General features: G+C 69.3%; 16 protein-coding genes. 8 read left to right on the forward strand and 8 right to left on the reverse strand.

Translation table 11 applies throughout. The features are described from left to right. Positions 1-12: 12 nt before the first annotated feature. Positions 13-2,172: a 3-hydroxyacyl-CoA dehydrogenase NAD-binding domain-containing protein gene (locus tag ACWDSJ_RS05210; protein ID WP_387358977.1), complete on the forward strand. Its 2,160-nt coding sequence runs from the start codon at positions 13-15 to the stop codon at positions 2,170-2,172. A 168-nt stretch (positions 2,173-2,340) separates the two neighbouring features. After that, positions 2,341-5,904, forward strand: coding sequence for a protein kinase domain-containing protein (locus tag ACWDSJ_RS05215; RefSeq protein ID WP_450029314.1), 3,564 nt, complete (start codon positions 2,341-2,343; stop codon positions 5,902-5,904). A 12-nt stretch (positions 5,905-5,916) separates the two neighbouring features. Here ACWDSJ_RS05215 and ACWDSJ_RS05220 read toward each other — a convergent pair whose 3' ends face one another. Beyond that, positions 5,917-7,233 (reverse strand): class I SAM-dependent methyltransferase, encoded by a 1,317-nt coding sequence (locus tag ACWDSJ_RS05220; protein WP_450029316.1) that lies wholly within the window; start codon positions 7,231-7,233, stop codon positions 5,917-5,919. Further along, the gene (locus ACWDSJ_RS05225) at positions 7,230-8,663 is read right to left on the reverse strand and encodes an FAD-binding oxidoreductase (RefSeq protein WP_450029318.1); all 1,434 of its coding nucleotides are present in this window, start codon (positions 8,661-8,663) and stop codon (positions 7,230-7,232) included. The genes ACWDSJ_RS05220 and ACWDSJ_RS05225 overlap by 4 nt, the downstream gene beginning before the upstream one ends. Positions 8,664-8,871: 208 nt before the next feature. Between ACWDSJ_RS05225 and ACWDSJ_RS05230 the strand changes: the two genes are divergently transcribed. Beyond that, a complete protein-coding gene (locus ACWDSJ_RS05230; RefSeq protein WP_387358985.1) occupies positions 8,872-9,306 on the forward strand; it encodes an SRPBCC family protein in 435 nt (144 codons plus the stop codon). Between the two features lie 6 nt (positions 9,307-9,312). On the opposite strand, the gene ACWDSJ_RS05235 is transcribed toward ACWDSJ_RS05230, so the two are convergent. Genes ACWDSJ_RS05235 through ACWDSJ_RS05245 form a run of 3 tightly spaced genes read right to left on the reverse strand, consistent with a single transcriptional unit; the run spans position 9,313 to position 11,102 of the window. After that, positions 9,313-9,660 carry a VOC family protein gene (locus ACWDSJ_RS05235; protein WP_450029320.1) on the reverse strand — a complete coding sequence of 116 codons (348 nt, stop codon included), beginning with the start codon at positions 9,658-9,660 and terminating at the stop codon, positions 9,313-9,315. Positions 9,661-9,677: 17 nt separating this feature from the next. Then, a complete protein-coding gene (locus ACWDSJ_RS05240; protein ID WP_450029322.1) occupies positions 9,678-10,490 on the reverse strand; it encodes a MerR family transcriptional regulator in 813 nt (270 codons plus the stop codon). Between the two features lie 42 nt (positions 10,491-10,532). Beyond that, the gene (locus tag ACWDSJ_RS05245; RefSeq protein ID WP_450029324.1) at positions 10,533-11,102 is read right to left on the reverse strand and encodes a hypothetical protein; all 570 of its coding nucleotides are present in this window, start codon (positions 11,100-11,102) and stop codon (positions 10,533-10,535) included. Between the two features lie 122 nt (positions 11,103-11,224). Here ACWDSJ_RS05245 and ACWDSJ_RS05250 point away from each other — a divergent pair, with 122 nt between their 5' ends. Genes ACWDSJ_RS05250 through ACWDSJ_RS05260 form a run of 3 tightly spaced genes read left to right on the forward strand, consistent with a single transcriptional unit; the run spans position 11,225 to position 12,817 of the window. Beyond that, positions 11,225-11,560, forward strand: coding sequence for a YbaB/EbfC family nucleoid-associated protein (locus tag ACWDSJ_RS05250; RefSeq protein ID WP_387358993.1), 336 nt, complete (start codon positions 11,225-11,227; stop codon positions 11,558-11,560). Positions 11,561-11,572: 12 nt separating this feature from the next. Then, a complete protein-coding gene (recR, locus tag ACWDSJ_RS05255; RefSeq protein ID WP_387358995.1) occupies positions 11,573-12,181 on the forward strand; it encodes a recombination mediator RecR in 609 nt (202 codons plus the stop codon). A gap of 18 nt (positions 12,182-12,199) precedes the next feature. Next, positions 12,200-12,817, forward strand: coding sequence for a LysE family translocator (locus tag ACWDSJ_RS05260; protein ID WP_450029326.1), 618 nt, complete (start codon positions 12,200-12,202; stop codon positions 12,815-12,817). Here ACWDSJ_RS05260 and ACWDSJ_RS05265 read toward each other — a convergent pair whose 3' ends face one another. After that, positions 12,818-13,462, reverse strand: coding sequence for a hypothetical protein (locus ACWDSJ_RS05265; protein ID WP_450029328.1), 645 nt, complete (start codon positions 13,460-13,462; stop codon positions 12,818-12,820). Further along, complete coding sequence (locus ACWDSJ_RS05270) at positions 13,459-13,677, reverse strand: hypothetical protein (RefSeq protein WP_387358999.1); 219 nt, start codon at positions 13,675-13,677, stop codon at positions 13,459-13,461. The genes ACWDSJ_RS05265 and ACWDSJ_RS05270 overlap by 4 nt, the downstream gene beginning before the upstream one ends. 263 nt (positions 13,678-13,940) lie before the next feature. Here ACWDSJ_RS05270 and ACWDSJ_RS05275 point away from each other — a divergent pair, with 263 nt between their 5' ends. Then, a complete protein-coding gene (locus tag ACWDSJ_RS05275) occupies positions 13,941-14,738 on the forward strand; it encodes a hypothetical protein (protein WP_450029330.1) in 798 nt (265 codons plus the stop codon). Here the strand turns inward: ACWDSJ_RS05275 and ACWDSJ_RS05280 are convergent, their stop codons facing one another. Continuing rightward, complete coding sequence (locus ACWDSJ_RS05280; RefSeq protein ID WP_450029332.1) at positions 14,739-15,110, reverse strand: winged helix-turn-helix transcriptional regulator; 372 nt, start codon at positions 15,108-15,110, stop codon at positions 14,739-14,741. It lies immediately after the preceding gene. A gap of 87 nt (positions 15,111-15,197) precedes the next feature. On the opposite strand from ACWDSJ_RS05280, the gene ACWDSJ_RS05285 reads away from it, so the two are divergent. After that, positions 15,198-16,025, forward strand: coding sequence for an SDR family oxidoreductase (locus ACWDSJ_RS05285; protein ID WP_450029334.1), 828 nt, complete (start codon positions 15,198-15,200; stop codon positions 16,023-16,025). Positions 16,026-16,030 lie beyond the last annotated feature (5 nt).

Raw genomic sequence — 16,030 nt, forward strand, 5'->3', positions numbered from 1 at the left:
AACCCAAAGACTATGACCGACAACATGATTGCCTGGGAGAAGGACGCCGACGGCATCGTCGTCCTGACCATGGACGACCCGAATCAGGGCGCCAACACCATGAACGAGCTCTACAAGAGCTCGATGCAGGCCACCGTCGAGCGCCTCGAGGCCGAGAAGGACGACATCACCGGTGTCGTCATCACCTCGGCCAAGAAGACCTTCTTCGCGGGCGGCGACCTGAAGAACATGATGAAGACCGGCCCCGAGGACGCGGCGGCCATCTTCGAGGAGCTGACCGTCATCAAGTCCGCGCTGCGCCGCCTGGAGCAGCTGGGCAAGCCGGTCGTCTCGGCGATCAACGGCGCGGCGCTCGGCGGCGGCCTGGAGATCACCCTGGCCACCCACCACCGCATCGCGGCCGACGTCAAGGGCCTCAAGATCGGCCTGCCCGAGGTGAAGCTGGGCCTGCTGCCCGCCGGCGGCGGCGTCACCCGCACCGTGCGCATGTTCGGCATCCAGAACGCCCTCATGCAGATCCTGTTGCAGGGCAACGAGTTCGACGCCAACAAGGCCAAGAGCATCGGCCTGGTCGACGAGGTCGTCGGTTCGGTCGAGGAGCTGGTCCCCGCGGCCAAGGCGTGGATCAAGGCCAACCCCGACAAGGGCGTGCAGCCCTGGGACGTCAAGGGCTACAAGATCCCCGGCGGCACCCCGTCCACCCCGGCGCTGGCCGCCAACCTCCCGGCCTTCCCGGCCAACCTGCGCAAGCAGCTCAAGGGCGCCAACATGCCCGCGCCGAAGAACATCATGGCCGCCGCGGTCGAGGGCGCCCAGGTGGACTTCGACAACGCGTCGCTGATCGAGTCCCGCTACTTCGTCAACCTGCTGACCGGCCCGGTCGCGAAGAACATGATCCAGGCGTTCTTCTTCGACCTGCAGTCGATCAACAACGGCGGGTCGCGGCCCAAGGACATCGCCAAGCGGGAGATCAAGAAGGTCGGCGTGCTGGGCGCGGGCATGATGGGCGCGGGGATCGCCTACGTGACCGCCAAGGCGGGCATCGAGGTCGTGCTCAAGGACGTCACCATCGAGGCGGCCGAGCGGGGCAAGGACTACTCGGTCAAGCTCGAGGAGAAGGCGCTCTCGCGCGGCAAGACCACCGAGGAGAAGTCCAAGGCGCTACTGGACCGCATCCACCCGACCGCCGATCCGGCCGACTTCAAGGGCGTCGACTTCGTCATCGAGGCCGTGTTCGAGAACCCGGAGCTCAAGGGCAAGGTCTTCCAGGAGATCGAGGACATCGTCGACGCCGACGCGCTGCTCGGCTCGAACACCTCGACCCTGCCGATCACCCTGCTCGCGAACAACGTGAAGCGGTCCGAGGACTTCATCGGCATCCACTTCTTCTCCCCGGTCGACAAGATGCCGCTGGTGGAGATCATCCGCGGCGAGAAGACCTCGGACGAGGCGCTGGCCCGCGTGTACGACTACACCCTCGCGATCCGCAAGACCCCGATCGTGGTCAACGACAGCCGCGGCTTCTACACCTCGCGCGTCATCGGCAAGTTCATCAACGAGGCGATCTCGATGCTCGCCGAGGGCATCGACCCGCAGACCATCGAGCAGGCCGGTCTGCAGGCGGGCTACCCGGCGGCGCCGCTGAAGCTGTCGGACGAGCTGAACTTCACCACCATGCAGAAGATCTACAAGGAGACCGCCGAGGCCCTGAAGGCCGCGGGCGCGGAGTCGCAGATCGACGCCGCCTCGCAGGCGACCGCCGAGATCCTCGACCGGATGGTGGGCGAGTTCGACCGCAAGGGCAAGCTGGGCGGCGCGGGCTTCTACGACTACGTGGACGGCAAGACCGCGGGCATCTGGTCCGAGCTGCGCTCGATCTTCAAGACCTCGACGGAGCTGCCCGAGGGCGTCACCTTCCAGGATCTGAAGGACCGCATGCTGTTCGCCGAGGCGATCGAGACCCAGAAGTGCTTCGACGAGGGTGTGCTGACCACCACCGCCGACGCCAACATCGGCTCGATCTTCGGCATCGGCTTCCCGGCCTGGACCGGTGGCACGCATCAGTTCATCGTGGGCTACCCCGGCGGCCAGGCGGGCTTCGTGGCCCGGGCCGACGAGCTGGCCGCGAAGTTCGGTCCGCGCTTCCAGGTGCCGGAGTCGCTGCGCAAGTAAGGTTCCCCGGCTCGGCCCGGACCAGGAAGTCGCTGGTCCGGGCCGTGCTGTGTCCGAAGGCGTTTCGGGCCCGCGACGCGGGTACGCCACGCCTGGAAATGGAATTTCGGACGCGTGCGTCCGGACCGCGCTACGTTGGAGTCAGCGCGGAACGTTCGAGGTGGTGCCATGAACCCACATACGGGCAAGGTCCGCGGCACCGAGACACACACCGACTCGAACACCCAGCGTCATCTGCCCCTCGGTATCGCCGACGAGCTCGAGGCGATGGGACTGTTCGATGCGGAGGAGATCGGACGCGGCGGCTTCGGGGTCGTCTATCGCTGTGCCCAGCGCGCCCTGGATCGCGTTGTCGCCGTGAAGGTCCTGTCCTCGGCGATCGACGAGGAGAGCCGTGAGCGATTCCTGCGCGAGGAACACGCCATGGGCCGGTTGTCCGGCCACCCCAATATCGTCGACATCCTGCAGGTCGACGTAACCGCGAGCGGGCTGCCGTTCATCGTCATGCCGTACGCCGCGCACGGGTCGCTGGAACGGCTCATCCGCGACCACGGCCCGTTGAGCTGGGCCGAGACCCTGCGGGTCGGGGTGAAACTCGCCGGGGCGATCGAGAGCGCGCACCGGGTGCACGTGCTGCACCGGGATGTGAAACCGGCCAACGTCCTGCTCAGCCGGTACGGCGAACCGCAGCTCACCGACTTCGGCATCGCCCGGATCCCGGGCGGGTTCCGCACCACCACCAGCATGATCACCGGATCGCCCGCGTTCACCGCGCCGGAGGTGCTGCGCGGCGAGGAGCCGACCCGGCACTCGGATGTGTACGGGCTCGGCGCGACGCTGTTCGCGCTGCTCACCGGTCATGCCGCGTTCGAGCGGCGGTCGGGGGAGAAGGTCGTGGCGCAGTTCCTGCGGATCGCCACCCAGCCGGTTCCGGATCTGCGCGAGCGGGACATTCCCGCCGATGTCGCCGAGGTCATCGAACGCGCCATGGCCCCGGAGCCGCGCGATCGCCCGGCCTCGGCCTTCGAACTCGGCGAGTCGCTGCGCGCGGTGCAGCGGGCGCACGATCAGATGCCCGACGAGATGGCGTTGCCGGATCCGCGGCTCGACGTCGACACCGACGATTCGGATTCGCCCGCGCCGCAAGGCAATTCGTCGGGACGGACCGGCTCGATGGTGGGCGGTCCGCGCTACACGGCGGCGCTGCGCCCGCCCGGGGAGGTCACGCCGTCGGGGCACAGCCTGCCGCCGACCCCGACCACCAAGTTCCGCCCGCCGACGCCGAGCCGCGAACCGGTGCCGCGGCCGCGCCTGCTGGAGGTGTTGCGCGCGGGCGGGCGGAGGCGGCTCACGGTCGTGCACGGGCCGGCCGGATTCGGCAAGAGCACCGTGGCGACGCAGTGGCGCAACGAATTGACCGAACGCGGAATCGCGGTGGCGTGGATCGGCATCGACCACGACGACGACAACGAGGTGTGGTTCCTCGCGCATCTGGTGCAGGCCATCCGGCGGGTGCGGCCCGAGATCGGCGCCGGGCTCGAACAGGTGCTGGAGGAGCGGCCGCCGGAGGCGGTCTCGTACGCGATCTCCACGCTCATCGACGAGATCCACGCGAGCGGGCGGCCGGTGGTCGTGGTGGTGGAGAACTGGGATCGAGTCACCGACGCGGGCGCGCACCGGGCCATGGACGCGTTGCTGGACAACGGATGTCATCATCTGCGGTTCGTGGTGACCACCCGCGAGCAGGGCGGGCTGCCGCTGAGCCGGATGCGGGTGCGCGACGAACTGGTCGAAATCGATTGCGAGGCATTGCGTCTCACGGTGCCGGAGACGCGCGAGATCCTGGTGGAGCACAACGGGTTCGAGCTCACCGACGCGCAGATCGAGCGGATCCACACCGCCGCCGACGGGTGGCCCGCGGCCATTCAGCTGGTGAGCCTGTCGCTGCGGCGCGGGGCCGATCCGGATCGGCTGATCGAGCAGCTGGCCGGGGGGAACCAGGCGATCCGGGAGTATCTGTCGGAGAACGTGTTCGACGCGCTCGAGCCGGGGTTGCTGGATTTCCTGATGGCCATCTCGGTGACCGAGCAGGTGAACGGGTCGCTGGCGGCGGCGTTGAGCGGGGAGTCCGATGCCGAGGCGCTGCTGGAGCAGGCCGAGCAGCGGGAGTTGTTCATCAGCCGGGTGGCCGACGATCCGGAGTGGTTCCGCATTCAGCCGCTGTTCGCCGAGCAGCTGCGCACCCGGCTCGAGCGGGTGCGGCCGGGGGCGCTGAAGGCGCAGCACCGCAAGGCCGCTCGCTGGTACGCCGAACATCAGCTGTTGCGCAAATCCGTCGATCACGCGTTGCTGGCCACGGATATGAAGCTGGCGCTGGATCTGGTCGAGAGCGGCGGCATGGACCTGATCGACACCTCGAAGCTGGCGACCCTGCTGGGCACGGTGTCGAAACTGCCGGTGCAGCACGTGACCTCGCGGTCGAAGCTGCTGATGGCGTTGGCGCGGGCCAATATCACGCTGCAACAGTCCGGGGCGGCGCGGACAGCGCTGGGACGGTTGACGAATATGCTGGCGCGCGGGGAGTCCAGCGATGCGGACGTGGTGCGGCAGCGGTGTCAGGCGGCGGTGCTGGGCGCGGCCGATCAGGTGGCGCGCGACCGCACCGACGGTGTGCTGGAACGGGTTTCGGACTGTCTGGAGCTGGCCGACGAACTGCCCGCGTGGACGGTGTCGACGGCGGCTAATCTGGTGTCGTTCGTGCGGTTGTGCGATTTCGATTTCGAGGGCGCCCGCGGGATGCAGCGGTGGGCCGCGCCCTATCACGCGCGGTCCAAGGATCCGCTGGGCATGGTGCTCGGGCTGCTCGGCGAGGGCGCGGCGGCCTACGAACAACTCGAGATCGCCACGGCCACGGACTGTTTCGAGCGGGCGTGGCAGACCGCGCGGGAACGCTCGGGTCCGCGCTCACACGCCGTGCGGGTGGCGGCGGCCATGCTCGGCGAGCTGACCTATCGGCGCGGCGATCTGGACGTCGCCGAACGCCTGCTCGACCAGAGCCATCAGCTGGTGGCGCGGGTCGGCCCCGTCGACTTCCTGATCACCACGTTCGTGATCGGTGCGCGCGTCAAGGCCGTGCGCGGCGACCTCCCCACCGCCGCCGCCCGCCTCGACGAGGGCGCCCGCATCGCCGCCGACCGCCGCCTCCCGCGCCTGGCCGCCCACCTCCGCGCCGAACGCCTGCGCCTGCACCTGCCCAGCGAATTCCCTTCCGCCCCAGCCGATCCCGCCCCCCGCCCGGTCCGCCACGTCACCGGCCCCGCCGCCCTCACCGCCGAGGCCGAGGAACTCGCCACCATCCGAGCCCTCCTGTCCCGCCCCCGGTACGGCTACGACCCCGCCGACGCCCCCCTCGGCACCGCCGACTCCGCCGTCAAACGAGCCCGCGCCCTGCACACCCGCATGACCGAACAACACCGCCCCCGAGCCGAACTCGACACCGCCCTCCTGCTCGCCGAATCCCTCTCCGCCGCGGGCTGGACCGGCGAAGCCATCGCCACCCTCACCCCCACCGTCCTCCACTGCGCCGAATTGTCCTGGCCCAGACCCCTTCTCGACGCGGGCCCCGGCGTCCTGGCCATCCTCCGCACCCTCCGCGACGAATTACCCTTCGGCACAGGCCAACCCGACGGGCCGCAGATCCCGAGGAATTTCCTGGTGAACCTGCTGGCGTAGTGGCCGGGTGGATCAGGCGCGCCACCAAGGCCGCAGTGGGACCGTCCACTCTTCCTTCGGGCCCAGTTTCATGCCCAGGACCTGGTGGAGTTGGACGACGTTGCGGTCGAAGCCGAGGCGGCTGCCGGCCATGTAGAGGCCCCAGACCTTGGCGGTGCCCTCGCCGGCTTCGGTGACGCAGGCGTCCCAGTTGGCGACGAGGTTCTTGCACCATTCGGCGAGGGTGAGGGCGTAGTGGGGGCGGAGGTTCTCCTCGTGGAAGACCTCGAGGCCGACGTTCTGGATCTCGGAGATGATGCGGCCGGAGCCGATGAGTTCGCCGTCGGGGAAGACGTAGCGGTCGATGAAGTCGCCCGCTCGGGTGGTGCGGGTGTTGTCGGGGCGGGTGATGCAGTGGTTCAGGAACAGGCCGCCGTCGCGGAGCTTGTTCTTGATGAAGGTGAAGTAGGCGGGGTAGTTGGCGACGCCGATGTGTTCGGTGAGGCCGATGGAGGACAGGGCGTCGAAGCCGGACTCGGGGACGTCGCGGTAGTCGGAGTGGCGGACCTCGGCGAGGTCGGACAGGCCCTCCTCGGCGATCTTGGCCTGCGCCCACTCGGCCTGTTCCTTGGACAGGGTGGCGCCGATGACCTTCACGCCGCGCTTGGCGGCGTAGCGCACCATTCCGCCCCAGCCGCAACCGATGTCGAGCAGGCGGTCGCCGGCCTTCAGGTTCAGCTTGTCGAAGACCAGGCGGTACTTGTTCTCCTGGGCCTGCTCGAGGGTCCAGCTCTCGTCCTCGTAGCACGCGCAGGTGTAGGTCATCGAGGGGCCGAGGACGTGCTCGTAGAAGGTGTTGGAGACGTCGTAGTGGTGGTGGATCGCCCCGGCGTCGCGGGCCTTGGAGTGCCGCAGGCCCTCCAGCGCTATGCGCCGCCAGCGCGGCAGCGTCTCCTGCGGCGGCGGGGCGATCGGCTTGAGCGCCTCCCAGCCGAGCGACCGCGCGATGGTCACCAGCGCGAGCGCCGACGGACGCCGGAACTTCAAATCGCTCATGGCGCGCAGGAATTCGTAGGGGTCGCCCGGATGGGTGCCCTCGGCGATCATGTCACCGGAGATGTAGGCCCGGGCCATGCCCAGGTCGCCGGGAGCGGTCGCGATGTAGTTGATGCCGCGCGGGGTCCGGATGTCCAGCCGGAACTTCGAATCGGCCGGGCCGGTGCTCGAACCGTCGTAGGCGGTGAACCGGATCGGCACCTCGCCCTCGACGAGCGTCTCGAAGATCTCCGCGATGCTGAGTTTGGTGCCCAACTCCGCGAGTACGTCGGAGCGGTCCTTGAACGTGGTCATTTGCGTTGCACCGCCTTCGAATACAAATCCAGCAAACGATGATCGGGGTCGTATCGTTTCTTCAGGTCGGGATAGACGTCGCCGCCGTAGAGCCGGTCGAACTCATCCTTGTCGTAGTACGCGTCGGAGTACAGCGACTTGTGCCCGTCGAGCTCGCTGACCTCGCGCTCGATGGCCCGGTTGGCCGCGCCCTCGGGCTGTCCCGGCACCGTCGGCACCGCCGACCAGAAACCGACATTGACGTAGTCGCGGCCGGGCTCGAGCGGGTACAGCGGCCACGGCCGCGCCACGCTCTCGTCACGCAATCGCAAGGGGCACAGCCACACCGGCTCGATCGGGATCTCGGTCAGGAACCATTCCAGGAAATCCGCGGTGCGCTCGATCGGCACCTCGATGTCCTGCACCACGCGCTCGCGCGGCGGATTCCCCTTGCGGGCCTCGAGCCGGTCCGCGATGTCGTACCTGTGATCCAGCGCCACGAGCTTCCAGTAGAAGCTGGACCGCCGATACCGGCGCGGCCAGAACCGGCGGATCGACGGATTCTGGGTGCCGAAGGCGCGCGAGCACCAGAACCAGTCGGTGTCCCAGCGCCACAGGTAGTCGTGGATGGTGAGCCGATCGCGCTTGGGCCGCGCGGAATCGTGCTGAATGGACCGGTAATAGACGTCCATCCCGGTGTAGTCGCTGACCGGGCCCGGCTCGTCGGTCTGGCGGCCCAGCACCAGATAGCTCTCGTCGGCGCTGAACACGACCCCGTCGAGATAGTCGACCCGCTCGCCGTCCCAGGCGCGCTCGGCGATGATCCGGCCCATCACGGCCTCGAGTTCGCGCAGGTCGTGGAAGCGCACGTGGCGCAGCGCCACATAGGGCGGCACGGGTTCCAGCTCGATCTTCAAACGCGTCGAATAGCCCAGCGTCCCATAGGAATTGGGGAAACCGCGGAACAGGTCGGCGTGCTCGCCGTCGGGCGTCGCGGTGACGATCTCGCCCGCGCCGGTGAGCACGTCGATCTCGAGCACCGACTCGTGCGGCAGGCCGTTGCGGAACGAGGTCGACTCGATGCCCAGGCCGGTGACCGCGCCGCCGAGGGTGATGGTCTTGAGCTGCGGGACCACCAGCGGGGCCAGGCCGTAGGGCAGGGTCGCGGCGACCAGATCCTCGTAGGTGGTCATGCCCGCGACGTCGGCGGTGCGCGCGTCGGGGTCGACGGCGATGACCCGGGTCAGACCCGAGACGTCCAGGCCGGGGGCGGTGTTCTTGGCCCGGGCGCGGAACAGGTTCGAGGTCTTCTTGGCCAGTCGGACATTCGCGTCGCGCGGAATCGCGCGATAACTCGCCAGCAGCCGATCCACCCCCGCCCGGTGCGCGGCGAATCCCGATTCGCGTGCGGCCGGTCCGCGTCCGGCCTTCCCCAACAGAGTGACTGCCACCCCCTGACGCTATATCGCACCGATTCGGGGGGCCACTGTGAGGGTACCTACGCGTCGGATTCTTCACCCATATGTTGCATAGCGTTCCGTTAGCTGGGACAGGCTTGCCGAGGTATGGGAAGACCCTGGTCAAGCGGTCGCGTCGGCGGCGTAGCATGACCCGGCGGCAGGGTATGTGGACACAGCCGAGTCGATCAAGGAGTTCACAGTGGGACAGGTCAACGCCTCCAGTTCGATCGTCGTTGCGGCGGATTCGCAGCGGACGCTCGAGGCGATCGCCGATTACGAGACCGTGCGGCCGCGCATTCTCACCGCGCACTATCGCGACTACAAGGTGCTCGAGGGCGGTAAGGGGGCGGGCACGGTGGCGGAGTGGACGTTGCAGGCCACCCAGAAGCGGTCCCGCAACGTGCACGCGGTCGTGTCGGTATCGGATTCGATGGTGACCGAACGGGATTCGAACTCGACCATGGTGACCACCTGGACGGTCACGCCGTCCGGCGCGGGGTCGCTGGTCACGGTCCGGACCAGCTGGAAGGGCGCCGGCGGTGTGGCCGGATTCTTCGAGGGCATCTTCGCGCCGTTGGGGCTGAAGAAGATTCAGGCCGAGGTGCTGGAGAACCTGAAGCGCGAACTGGCCTAGGCGCTGTCAGCCCTGCGCGACGTCGAAGAGGTTGCCCTCCGGATCGGCCAGCGTCGTCCAGCGCACGCCGTACTCGTCGAAGTCGCCGATGTGCCGGGCGCCCGCCGAGATCGCGCGGCGCACGGCCTCGGCCCGGTCCGGGGCGGTGAGGTCGAGGTGGACGACGTTCTTGCCCGGCGTCTTGTCGGGCACCCGCAGGAACATCAGCGTGGGCGTCTCGGCGGCGCGGTCGACGGTGGCGAAGAACTCGTTGGCGTCCGCGTCGACCTTGCGGTCCAACAGGTTCGCCCAGAATCCGGCGAGCGCGGCGGCGTCGGCGCAGTCGAAGACGATATTGGCGAGGGTGAGGGACATGGGTTGCCTTTCTCTGGTCACGGCCGGCCGATGGGCCAGCACACTTCGGTGAGGTAGGAGTTCTCCGTCGCGGTGTCGCCGGGGCCGACCAGGTAGATCTCCCGGATCGGTTCGTCCAGTGACGAATCGTGTTCGGCCACATGGCTACCCAGCGCGCCGTAGGTCCGGTCGAAGTCGACGAACGGGCCCGCGTGCACGGCGACGGCGAAGCGGCGGGCGGGCAGCTCGACGACCGTCGCGGGATCGAGGGCGGTCCGATCGGCCGCGGCGATCGGCACGAAGGCGCGCACCTCGCCGATCTCGTTCTCGAAGAACGCCGTCGAGTAGGTGGCCCCCGCGGGCCCGGCCGGTGCGATGCCGCGGGCCGCGAGGGTGCCGTACAGCGCCGGGAACGTCTCGCCGCACCAGCGGCCGCAGTCCGCGCGCGCCACCTGATCGCCGCGGGAGAGCGCGAAAAACGCCGCCGCGGAACGATATTCGACCTCGATGGGCGCGGCGGGCAGCAGCAGCGCCCGCAGCGAGGCGACCACGTCGCGGGTGCGCAGCAGCTGTTCCTCCATGCGGGTGAGGTGGGCGCGCAGCGCGGCGTCGCGGGCCGCCTGGTCGGGGGCGGCGAGCACCGCGCGGATCTCGGGCAGCGGCATGTCCAGTTCGCGCAGCCGCCGGATCAGATGCGCCTGCGCCACCTGGTCGGTCGAGTACCGCCGATATCCCGACGCGGGGTCGATCGCCGCCGGGGTCAGCAGCTCGACCTCGTGGTAGTAGCGCAGGGTCTTCACGCTCAGGTACGTGAGCCGCGCGAACTCGCCGATGGAGACTGTCGCCGTCATGTCTTCAGCGAACACCCTCCAGCGAGGGGAGGGTCAAGCGCCTTAGCGCGTGAGCACGAACGTCAGCAGCAGCGTGTTCTGGAAATAGCCGCGCCACCACGAGTATCCGAACCACACGCCCGGCGCGATCTCGCGGACCTCGTCCCAGATCTGCGGGGTGATCGAGGGGGCGTAGTCGAAGGCCCAGACCGGCTGGCCGTCGAGTTTGGAGGGCGCGACGTACACGTTCGCCGGGAAGCCCTCGATACCGGCGGGGGTGATGCGGTTCATCAGCCGGCCGCCGTCGGGACCGGTGTAGAAGTTCTTGCCGATCCAGAAGGGCGGGGCCACGGCCTGCATCACCGGCGGGCGGGTCACCCAGCCGTTGGTCGTGCCCGTGGGCATCGCGCCGGGCGCGGCGTCGCGGAAGATCTGGTCCTGCTGCTCCGGGGAGCAGCGGCTGCCCAGCGCCGCGACGGTGGCGGCCGGATTCGCGTCGTAGACGACACAGCCGCCGCCGTAGTCGGAATCGGCCCGGGCCGTCCCGGGGGCCAGGGCCACCGCCGCCGCCACCCCGGCGGGCGCCAGCACGTATACGAGGGATTTGCGAACAAGGTCACGGTATGTCTGCATCGCTGCCTCCACCGATCTCCCGACCCTCTGCCATGGTATTTCGCTATTGCCGGGTCGATAGGGTCCTAAACCCAACCGTGACTACGCTGGTACACAACCACTTCCCGAGGAGAGGACAGGCCGTGCAGCCAGGTGGAGAGTTCGATATGGGGGCGCTGCTCCAACAGGCCCAGCAGATGCAGCAGGCGGTGCTCGAGGCGCAGGAGGAGATCGCGGCCGCGGAGGTGCCGGGCGAGGCGGGCGGCGGTCTCGTGCGGGTGACCATCCGGGCCACCGGCGAGGTGCTCTCGCTGCGGATCGACCCCAAGGTCGTCGACCCCGAGGACGTGGACACGCTGCAGGATCTGGTGGTCGGCGCGCTCAACGACGCGATGAGCCGCGCCCAGCAGCTGGCCGCGGAGAAGTTCGGCCCGCTCGCGGGCGGCGGCGGCATCCCGGGCCTGCCGGGACTCGGATAGAGGCGGGAGCATTTGTACGAGGGTCCGGTTCAGGATCTGATCGACGAACTGGGCAAGCTGCCCGGCGTCGGTCCGAAGAGCGCCCAGCGCATCGCCTTTCATCTGCTGTCGGTGGAGCCGCCGGAGATCGACCGGCTCCAGGCCGCCCTGCAGAAGGTGCGCGACGGGGTGCGGTTCTGCGCGGTCTGCGGCACGGTCTCCGACGGTGAACTGTGCCGGATCTGCGCCGACCCCCGGCGCGACCGCACCATGATATGCGTGGTGGAGGAGCCCAAGGACGTCCAGGCCATCGAGCGCACCCGCGAGTTCCGCGGCCGCTATCACGTGCTCGGCGGCGCGCTCGATCCGCTGTCCGGCGTCGGACCCGATCAGCTGCGCATCCGAGATCTGTTGGCGCGCATCGGAAATCAGGACGACGGCGTGGACGTCACCGAGGTGATCATCGCGACCGACCCGAACACCGAGGGCGAGGCGACGGCCACCTATCTGGTCCGGATGCTGCGCGACTTCCCCGGCTTGAGCGTGACCCGGCTCGCCTCCGGCCTGCCGATGGGCGGCGACCTGGAATTCGCCGACGAGCTCACCCTCGGCCGGGCGTTGTCTGGGCGACGCGCGCTCTGAGCGGTTACTCTCCGCCTGATGAGCCTCGCTTATCTGTTGACGACACTCGTCGTCGTCGCCACCCCCGGTACGGGTGCGCTGTACACCCTCGCGGCCGGACTCCGCCGCGGTAGCCGGGCGAGCCTGGTCGCCGCGTTCGGTTGCACCCTCGGCATCGTGCCGCACATGGTCGCCGCGGTGACCGGGCTCGCGGCGCTGCTGAACACGAGCGCCGTCGCGTTCCAGACGCTGAAGTACCTGGGCGTGGCCTATCTGCTGTACATGGCCTGGATGACGCTGCGGGACAAGGGAACTCTCGCGGTCGCCGACGAGCGGACCGGTGCGCCGCCGTCGGTGCCGCGCGTGATCGGCGCGGCGGTGCTGCTGAATCTGCTCAATCCGAAGCTGACGATCTTCTTCCTCGCGTTCCTGCCGCAGTTCGTGAGTCTCGCCGAACCGCACGCGGTATTCCGGATGCTCGAGCTCAGCGCGGTGTTCATGCTGGTGACGTTCGTGGTGTTCGCGGGCTACGGCGTCTTCGCGGCGGCTCTCCGCACGCGGGTGATCGATCGGCCCGCGATCGGGGTGTGGGCGCGGCGGGTGTTCGGCGCGTCGTTTCTGGCGCTGGCGGGCCGGTTGGCGGTCACCAGCCAGTGATCACAGCTCGACGGGTTGCCAGGCGAGTGCATCGAAGCGGGTGCGGTCCGCGCGGGCCCAGTCCCAGACGAGGTCGGCGACCAGGGCGGAGTCGGGGGTGTGGGTGCCGAAGTGCCGGTCCGGGGAGCCGTCGCGGTATTCGAGGGTGTACTCGCCGGAGTCGTCGCGGTAGGTCTGGATGTAGTGCTGGGGGCCGCGTTCGGCGATGAGGTAGGGCGCGGGTGCGTCGAGGGCGGGGAGCCACAGGTCGAGCAGGGCGCGGGTGAGATAGGGGAATTCGCCCGCGCCGCCGTGGGTGACCGCGAGCGGGATGTGTCCGGCCGGATCGATGAGCCAGGCCAGCTGTGGATCGTAGAGCGCGTAGTCGCGCGGGGTGGCGAGCTCGAACAGCAGGGCGCGCAGGTGACCGATGGCGTCGTATTCGCTCGAAACATACAGGGCCGCACCGGTTTCCGCGCCGCCCGCCGGAGGGTCGGCGAGGAAGGCGTCCCGGTCGGGCAGGGCCGCGTTGCGGCGGTTCAGCTCGGCGGCGATCGCGGCGACCAGCTCCGCCTCCGGGCGGCCCTGCTGACCGGTCAGGTAGGCGTCGACCTCCTCGAGGGTGGTGGCGACGCCGGAGGGCAGCAGGACCTGGTCGTAACTCACCCGGCCAGGCTACGCGGATCCCGCGTCGGCTCCGTGACCGAGCAGCGGCAGCCGCCCGCCAGGTCGAAGCAGTCGACGACGAAGGCATGCCGGGTGTGGTCGTGGTCGGAACAGTCCGGCTCGGTGCATTCCACCGAGCGGTCGGAGTGCACGATCAGCGTGCCGTGGCAGTGATCGAGCGCGGCGTCGCAGGACAGACAGAGCCGAGCGGGCATGACACCTCCTGGGAGAACGTCCGCATTCGGTCTTACCATCACCGTCCGACAGGCCGGCGACGCACGCCGCGTGTCGCAGAGCGTGTCGGGATCGTACGACCCGGAAATGGTCGAGGCCCCGAAATGGAAGCATCGTGGCGAGGACTCGAAAACCGCCCGGTGCGCGTTGTCCGGTCCCGGGGCCGCTCGTAGGGTCGGGCCAGGGGTGGAATCACCGAAGTTCGCAATGTCCCGTTGGGGGGCCGAAACGCTTGGGAGACAGGATGATTGCCTACAGCTGGAAGGTCACGCGCATCGGGTCCGCCGGCGGGGAGCGGATCCTGGAGTCGGGGGAGGGGATGTTCGGCGTCGCCGAGCCCACCACCGGGCGGACCTGCCAGGACTACATCGAGGTCGGCACGGCCGTATTCGACCGTGTCTGTGGCGAACTCGTCGAGGAGCAGCACGCGGCGGTGCTCGACGCCCGGATCGAGGGCTGTCCCGATCCGGAACCGGAGGTGCGCCGGGCGGCCATCGTGGTGCACGACGCCACGGGCGCCGAGCGCATGACCGCGGCCGCCGAGCTGTGCTACCGGGAGGTGGGCAACAAGGAAGTGGAGGAGTATCGAAAGGACTTGGCGCTGTGGGAGAAACGCGAGCGGCAACGCAACGAACGCTGCCTGCGCGCCATCGCCGCCGCCGGTCGCCGGATGCCGAAGGAGGGCGAGCTGCCCTACCTCGAGGTCGCCGATCCGCGCCTGCGCGGCCTGGTGCTGGCCCTGCGGGTCGAGGCCGACACCGTGCGCCACGAGGTGCCCGATCTCGACCACTGCCGCGAACAGCTCATGCTCGCCGAGAACACGGTCGCCGCGGCCCGATCCGCCGAACGTGTGGCACGGGCGAAGGGCGATCCGGCCGAGGCCGTGCACGCCCGCGCCTATGCCGCCCGCTGGACCCCGCGCGTCGCCCGCTGGGCCAGCTTCCTCGAACTCACCACCGAGGCCTACGCCGACGCCGCGTCGGTCGACGCCCTCGCCGACCGGTTGAGCCTGGTGACCCCGTCTCAGGAGGACTGTGGCTGATCAGGCCGAGGACGCGCGGCGCAGGTCGTAGTTCCGGCGTGCCGCGTCGACTCGAGTGAGGTTGGGGGACCATTCGGCGAGGGCGGCGAACAGCGGGCCGAGGCTGCGGCCGAGGTCGGTGATCTCGTAGACGACGCGGGGCGGGACCTCGGCGTGGTAGGTGCGCTCGACCAGGCCGTCGCGCTCGAGCTGGCGCAGACGCTCGGTGAGGACCTTCGGGGTGATCGAGGCGATGCGGCGCTGGAGTTCGACGAATCGCTGCGGACCGTACTCGTTGAGCGTCCACAGGATCGGCGTGGTCCAGCGGCTGAACACCACATCGACCACGGGGGCGATGGGGCAGGCGGTCTCGGGTGTCGTGTCGCTGCTCACAATCCCATTACTTTCCTCTAGGTACCTACTACCTCCACGATAGTAGCGTTTCTCCTGTTCGAAAGATCCACTCGGAGAGGGAAAGACATGATCGTGGTGACCGGAGCGACGGGCAATGTGGGGCGCGCGCTGGTGGGGGAGCTGAGCGCGGCGGGACACCGGGTGACGGCCGTGTCCCGGTCGGTGACGGCCGCCGATGTGCCGGACGGGGTCGTCCCGGTGCGGGGCGACCTCACCCGGCCCGACGACCTCGTGCCCGCCCTGGCCGGGGCCGAGGCGCTGTTCCTGCTGACCTCGGGCGAATTCCTGGGCAGCGGGGCCGGACTCGACGGTGTGCTGAAACTGGCGCGGGACAACGGAATTCGCCGGATCGTGCTGCTGTCGTCGCAGGGCGTGGGGACGGGGCGGCATCCGGCGGGATTGGAGGACGCGGTGCGGCGGTCCGGGCCGGAGTGGACGATCCTGCGCGCGGGCGGATTCATGTCCAACGCGCTGCAATGGGCGGAAAGCGTTCGCGCGCAACGGATCATCGCGGCGCCGTTCGCGGATGTCGCGCTGCCGCTGATCGATCCGGCCGATATCGCCGCCGCGGCCGCGACGACCCTCGTCGACGACGGGCACGCCGGGCGGGTGTACACCCTCACCGGGCCCGCGCCGATCTCGCCGCGCGAGCAGGCCGCCGCCATCGGTGCGGCGATCGGGGAGCCGGTGCGCCTGGTCGAGTTGACCCGCGCGGACGCCGCCGCGGCCATGCGCGCGTACCTGCCGGAGCCGGTGGTCGAGGGCACGCTCGACATCCTCGGCGACCCGACCCCCGAGGAGCGGCTCGCGGATCCGGCGGTGGCCGAACTGCTCGGCCGTCCCGCGGGTGGTTTCGCCGCGTGGGTGGCCCGGTACGCCGACGCGTTCCGGTAGGGCGT

The organism is Nocardia sp. NPDC003482 (genome assembly GCF_053588115.1).

What these genes read in the sequence shown, in the direction of transcription:
- ACWDSJ_RS05210 (WP_387358977.1), top strand. Translation starts at nt 13, where the DNA reads ATGACCGACAACATGATTGCCTGGGAGAAGGACGCCGACGGCATCGTC.
- ACWDSJ_RS05215 (WP_450029314.1), top strand. Translation starts at nt 2,341, where the DNA reads ATGAACCCACATACGGGCAAGGTCCGCGGCACCGAGACACACACCGAC.
- ACWDSJ_RS05220 (WP_450029316.1), bottom strand. Translation starts at nt 7,233, where the DNA reads ATGACCACGTTCAAGGACCGCTCCGACGTACTCGCGGAGTTGGGCACC.
- ACWDSJ_RS05235 (WP_450029320.1), bottom strand. Translation starts at nt 9,660, where the DNA reads ATGTCCCTCACCCTCGCCAATATCGTCTTCGACTGCGCCGACGCCGCC.
- ACWDSJ_RS05240 (WP_450029322.1), bottom strand. Translation starts at nt 10,490, where the DNA reads ATGACGGCGACAGTCTCCATCGGCGAGTTCGCGCGGCTCACGTACCTG.
- ACWDSJ_RS05245 (WP_450029324.1), bottom strand. Translation starts at nt 11,102, where the DNA reads ATGCAGACATACCGTGACCTTGTTCGCAAATCCCTCGTATACGTGCTG.
- ACWDSJ_RS05260 (WP_450029326.1), top strand. Translation starts at nt 12,200, where the DNA reads ATGAGCCTCGCTTATCTGTTGACGACACTCGTCGTCGTCGCCACCCCC.
- ACWDSJ_RS05270 (WP_387358999.1), bottom strand. Translation starts at nt 13,677, where the DNA reads ATGCCCGCTCGGCTCTGTCTGTCCTGCGACGCCGCGCTCGATCACTGC.
- ACWDSJ_RS05275 (WP_450029330.1), top strand. Translation starts at nt 13,941, where the DNA reads ATGATTGCCTACAGCTGGAAGGTCACGCGCATCGGGTCCGCCGGCGGG.
- ACWDSJ_RS05285 (WP_450029334.1), top strand. Translation starts at nt 15,198, where the DNA reads ATGATCGTGGTGACCGGAGCGACGGGCAATGTGGGGCGCGCGCTGGTG.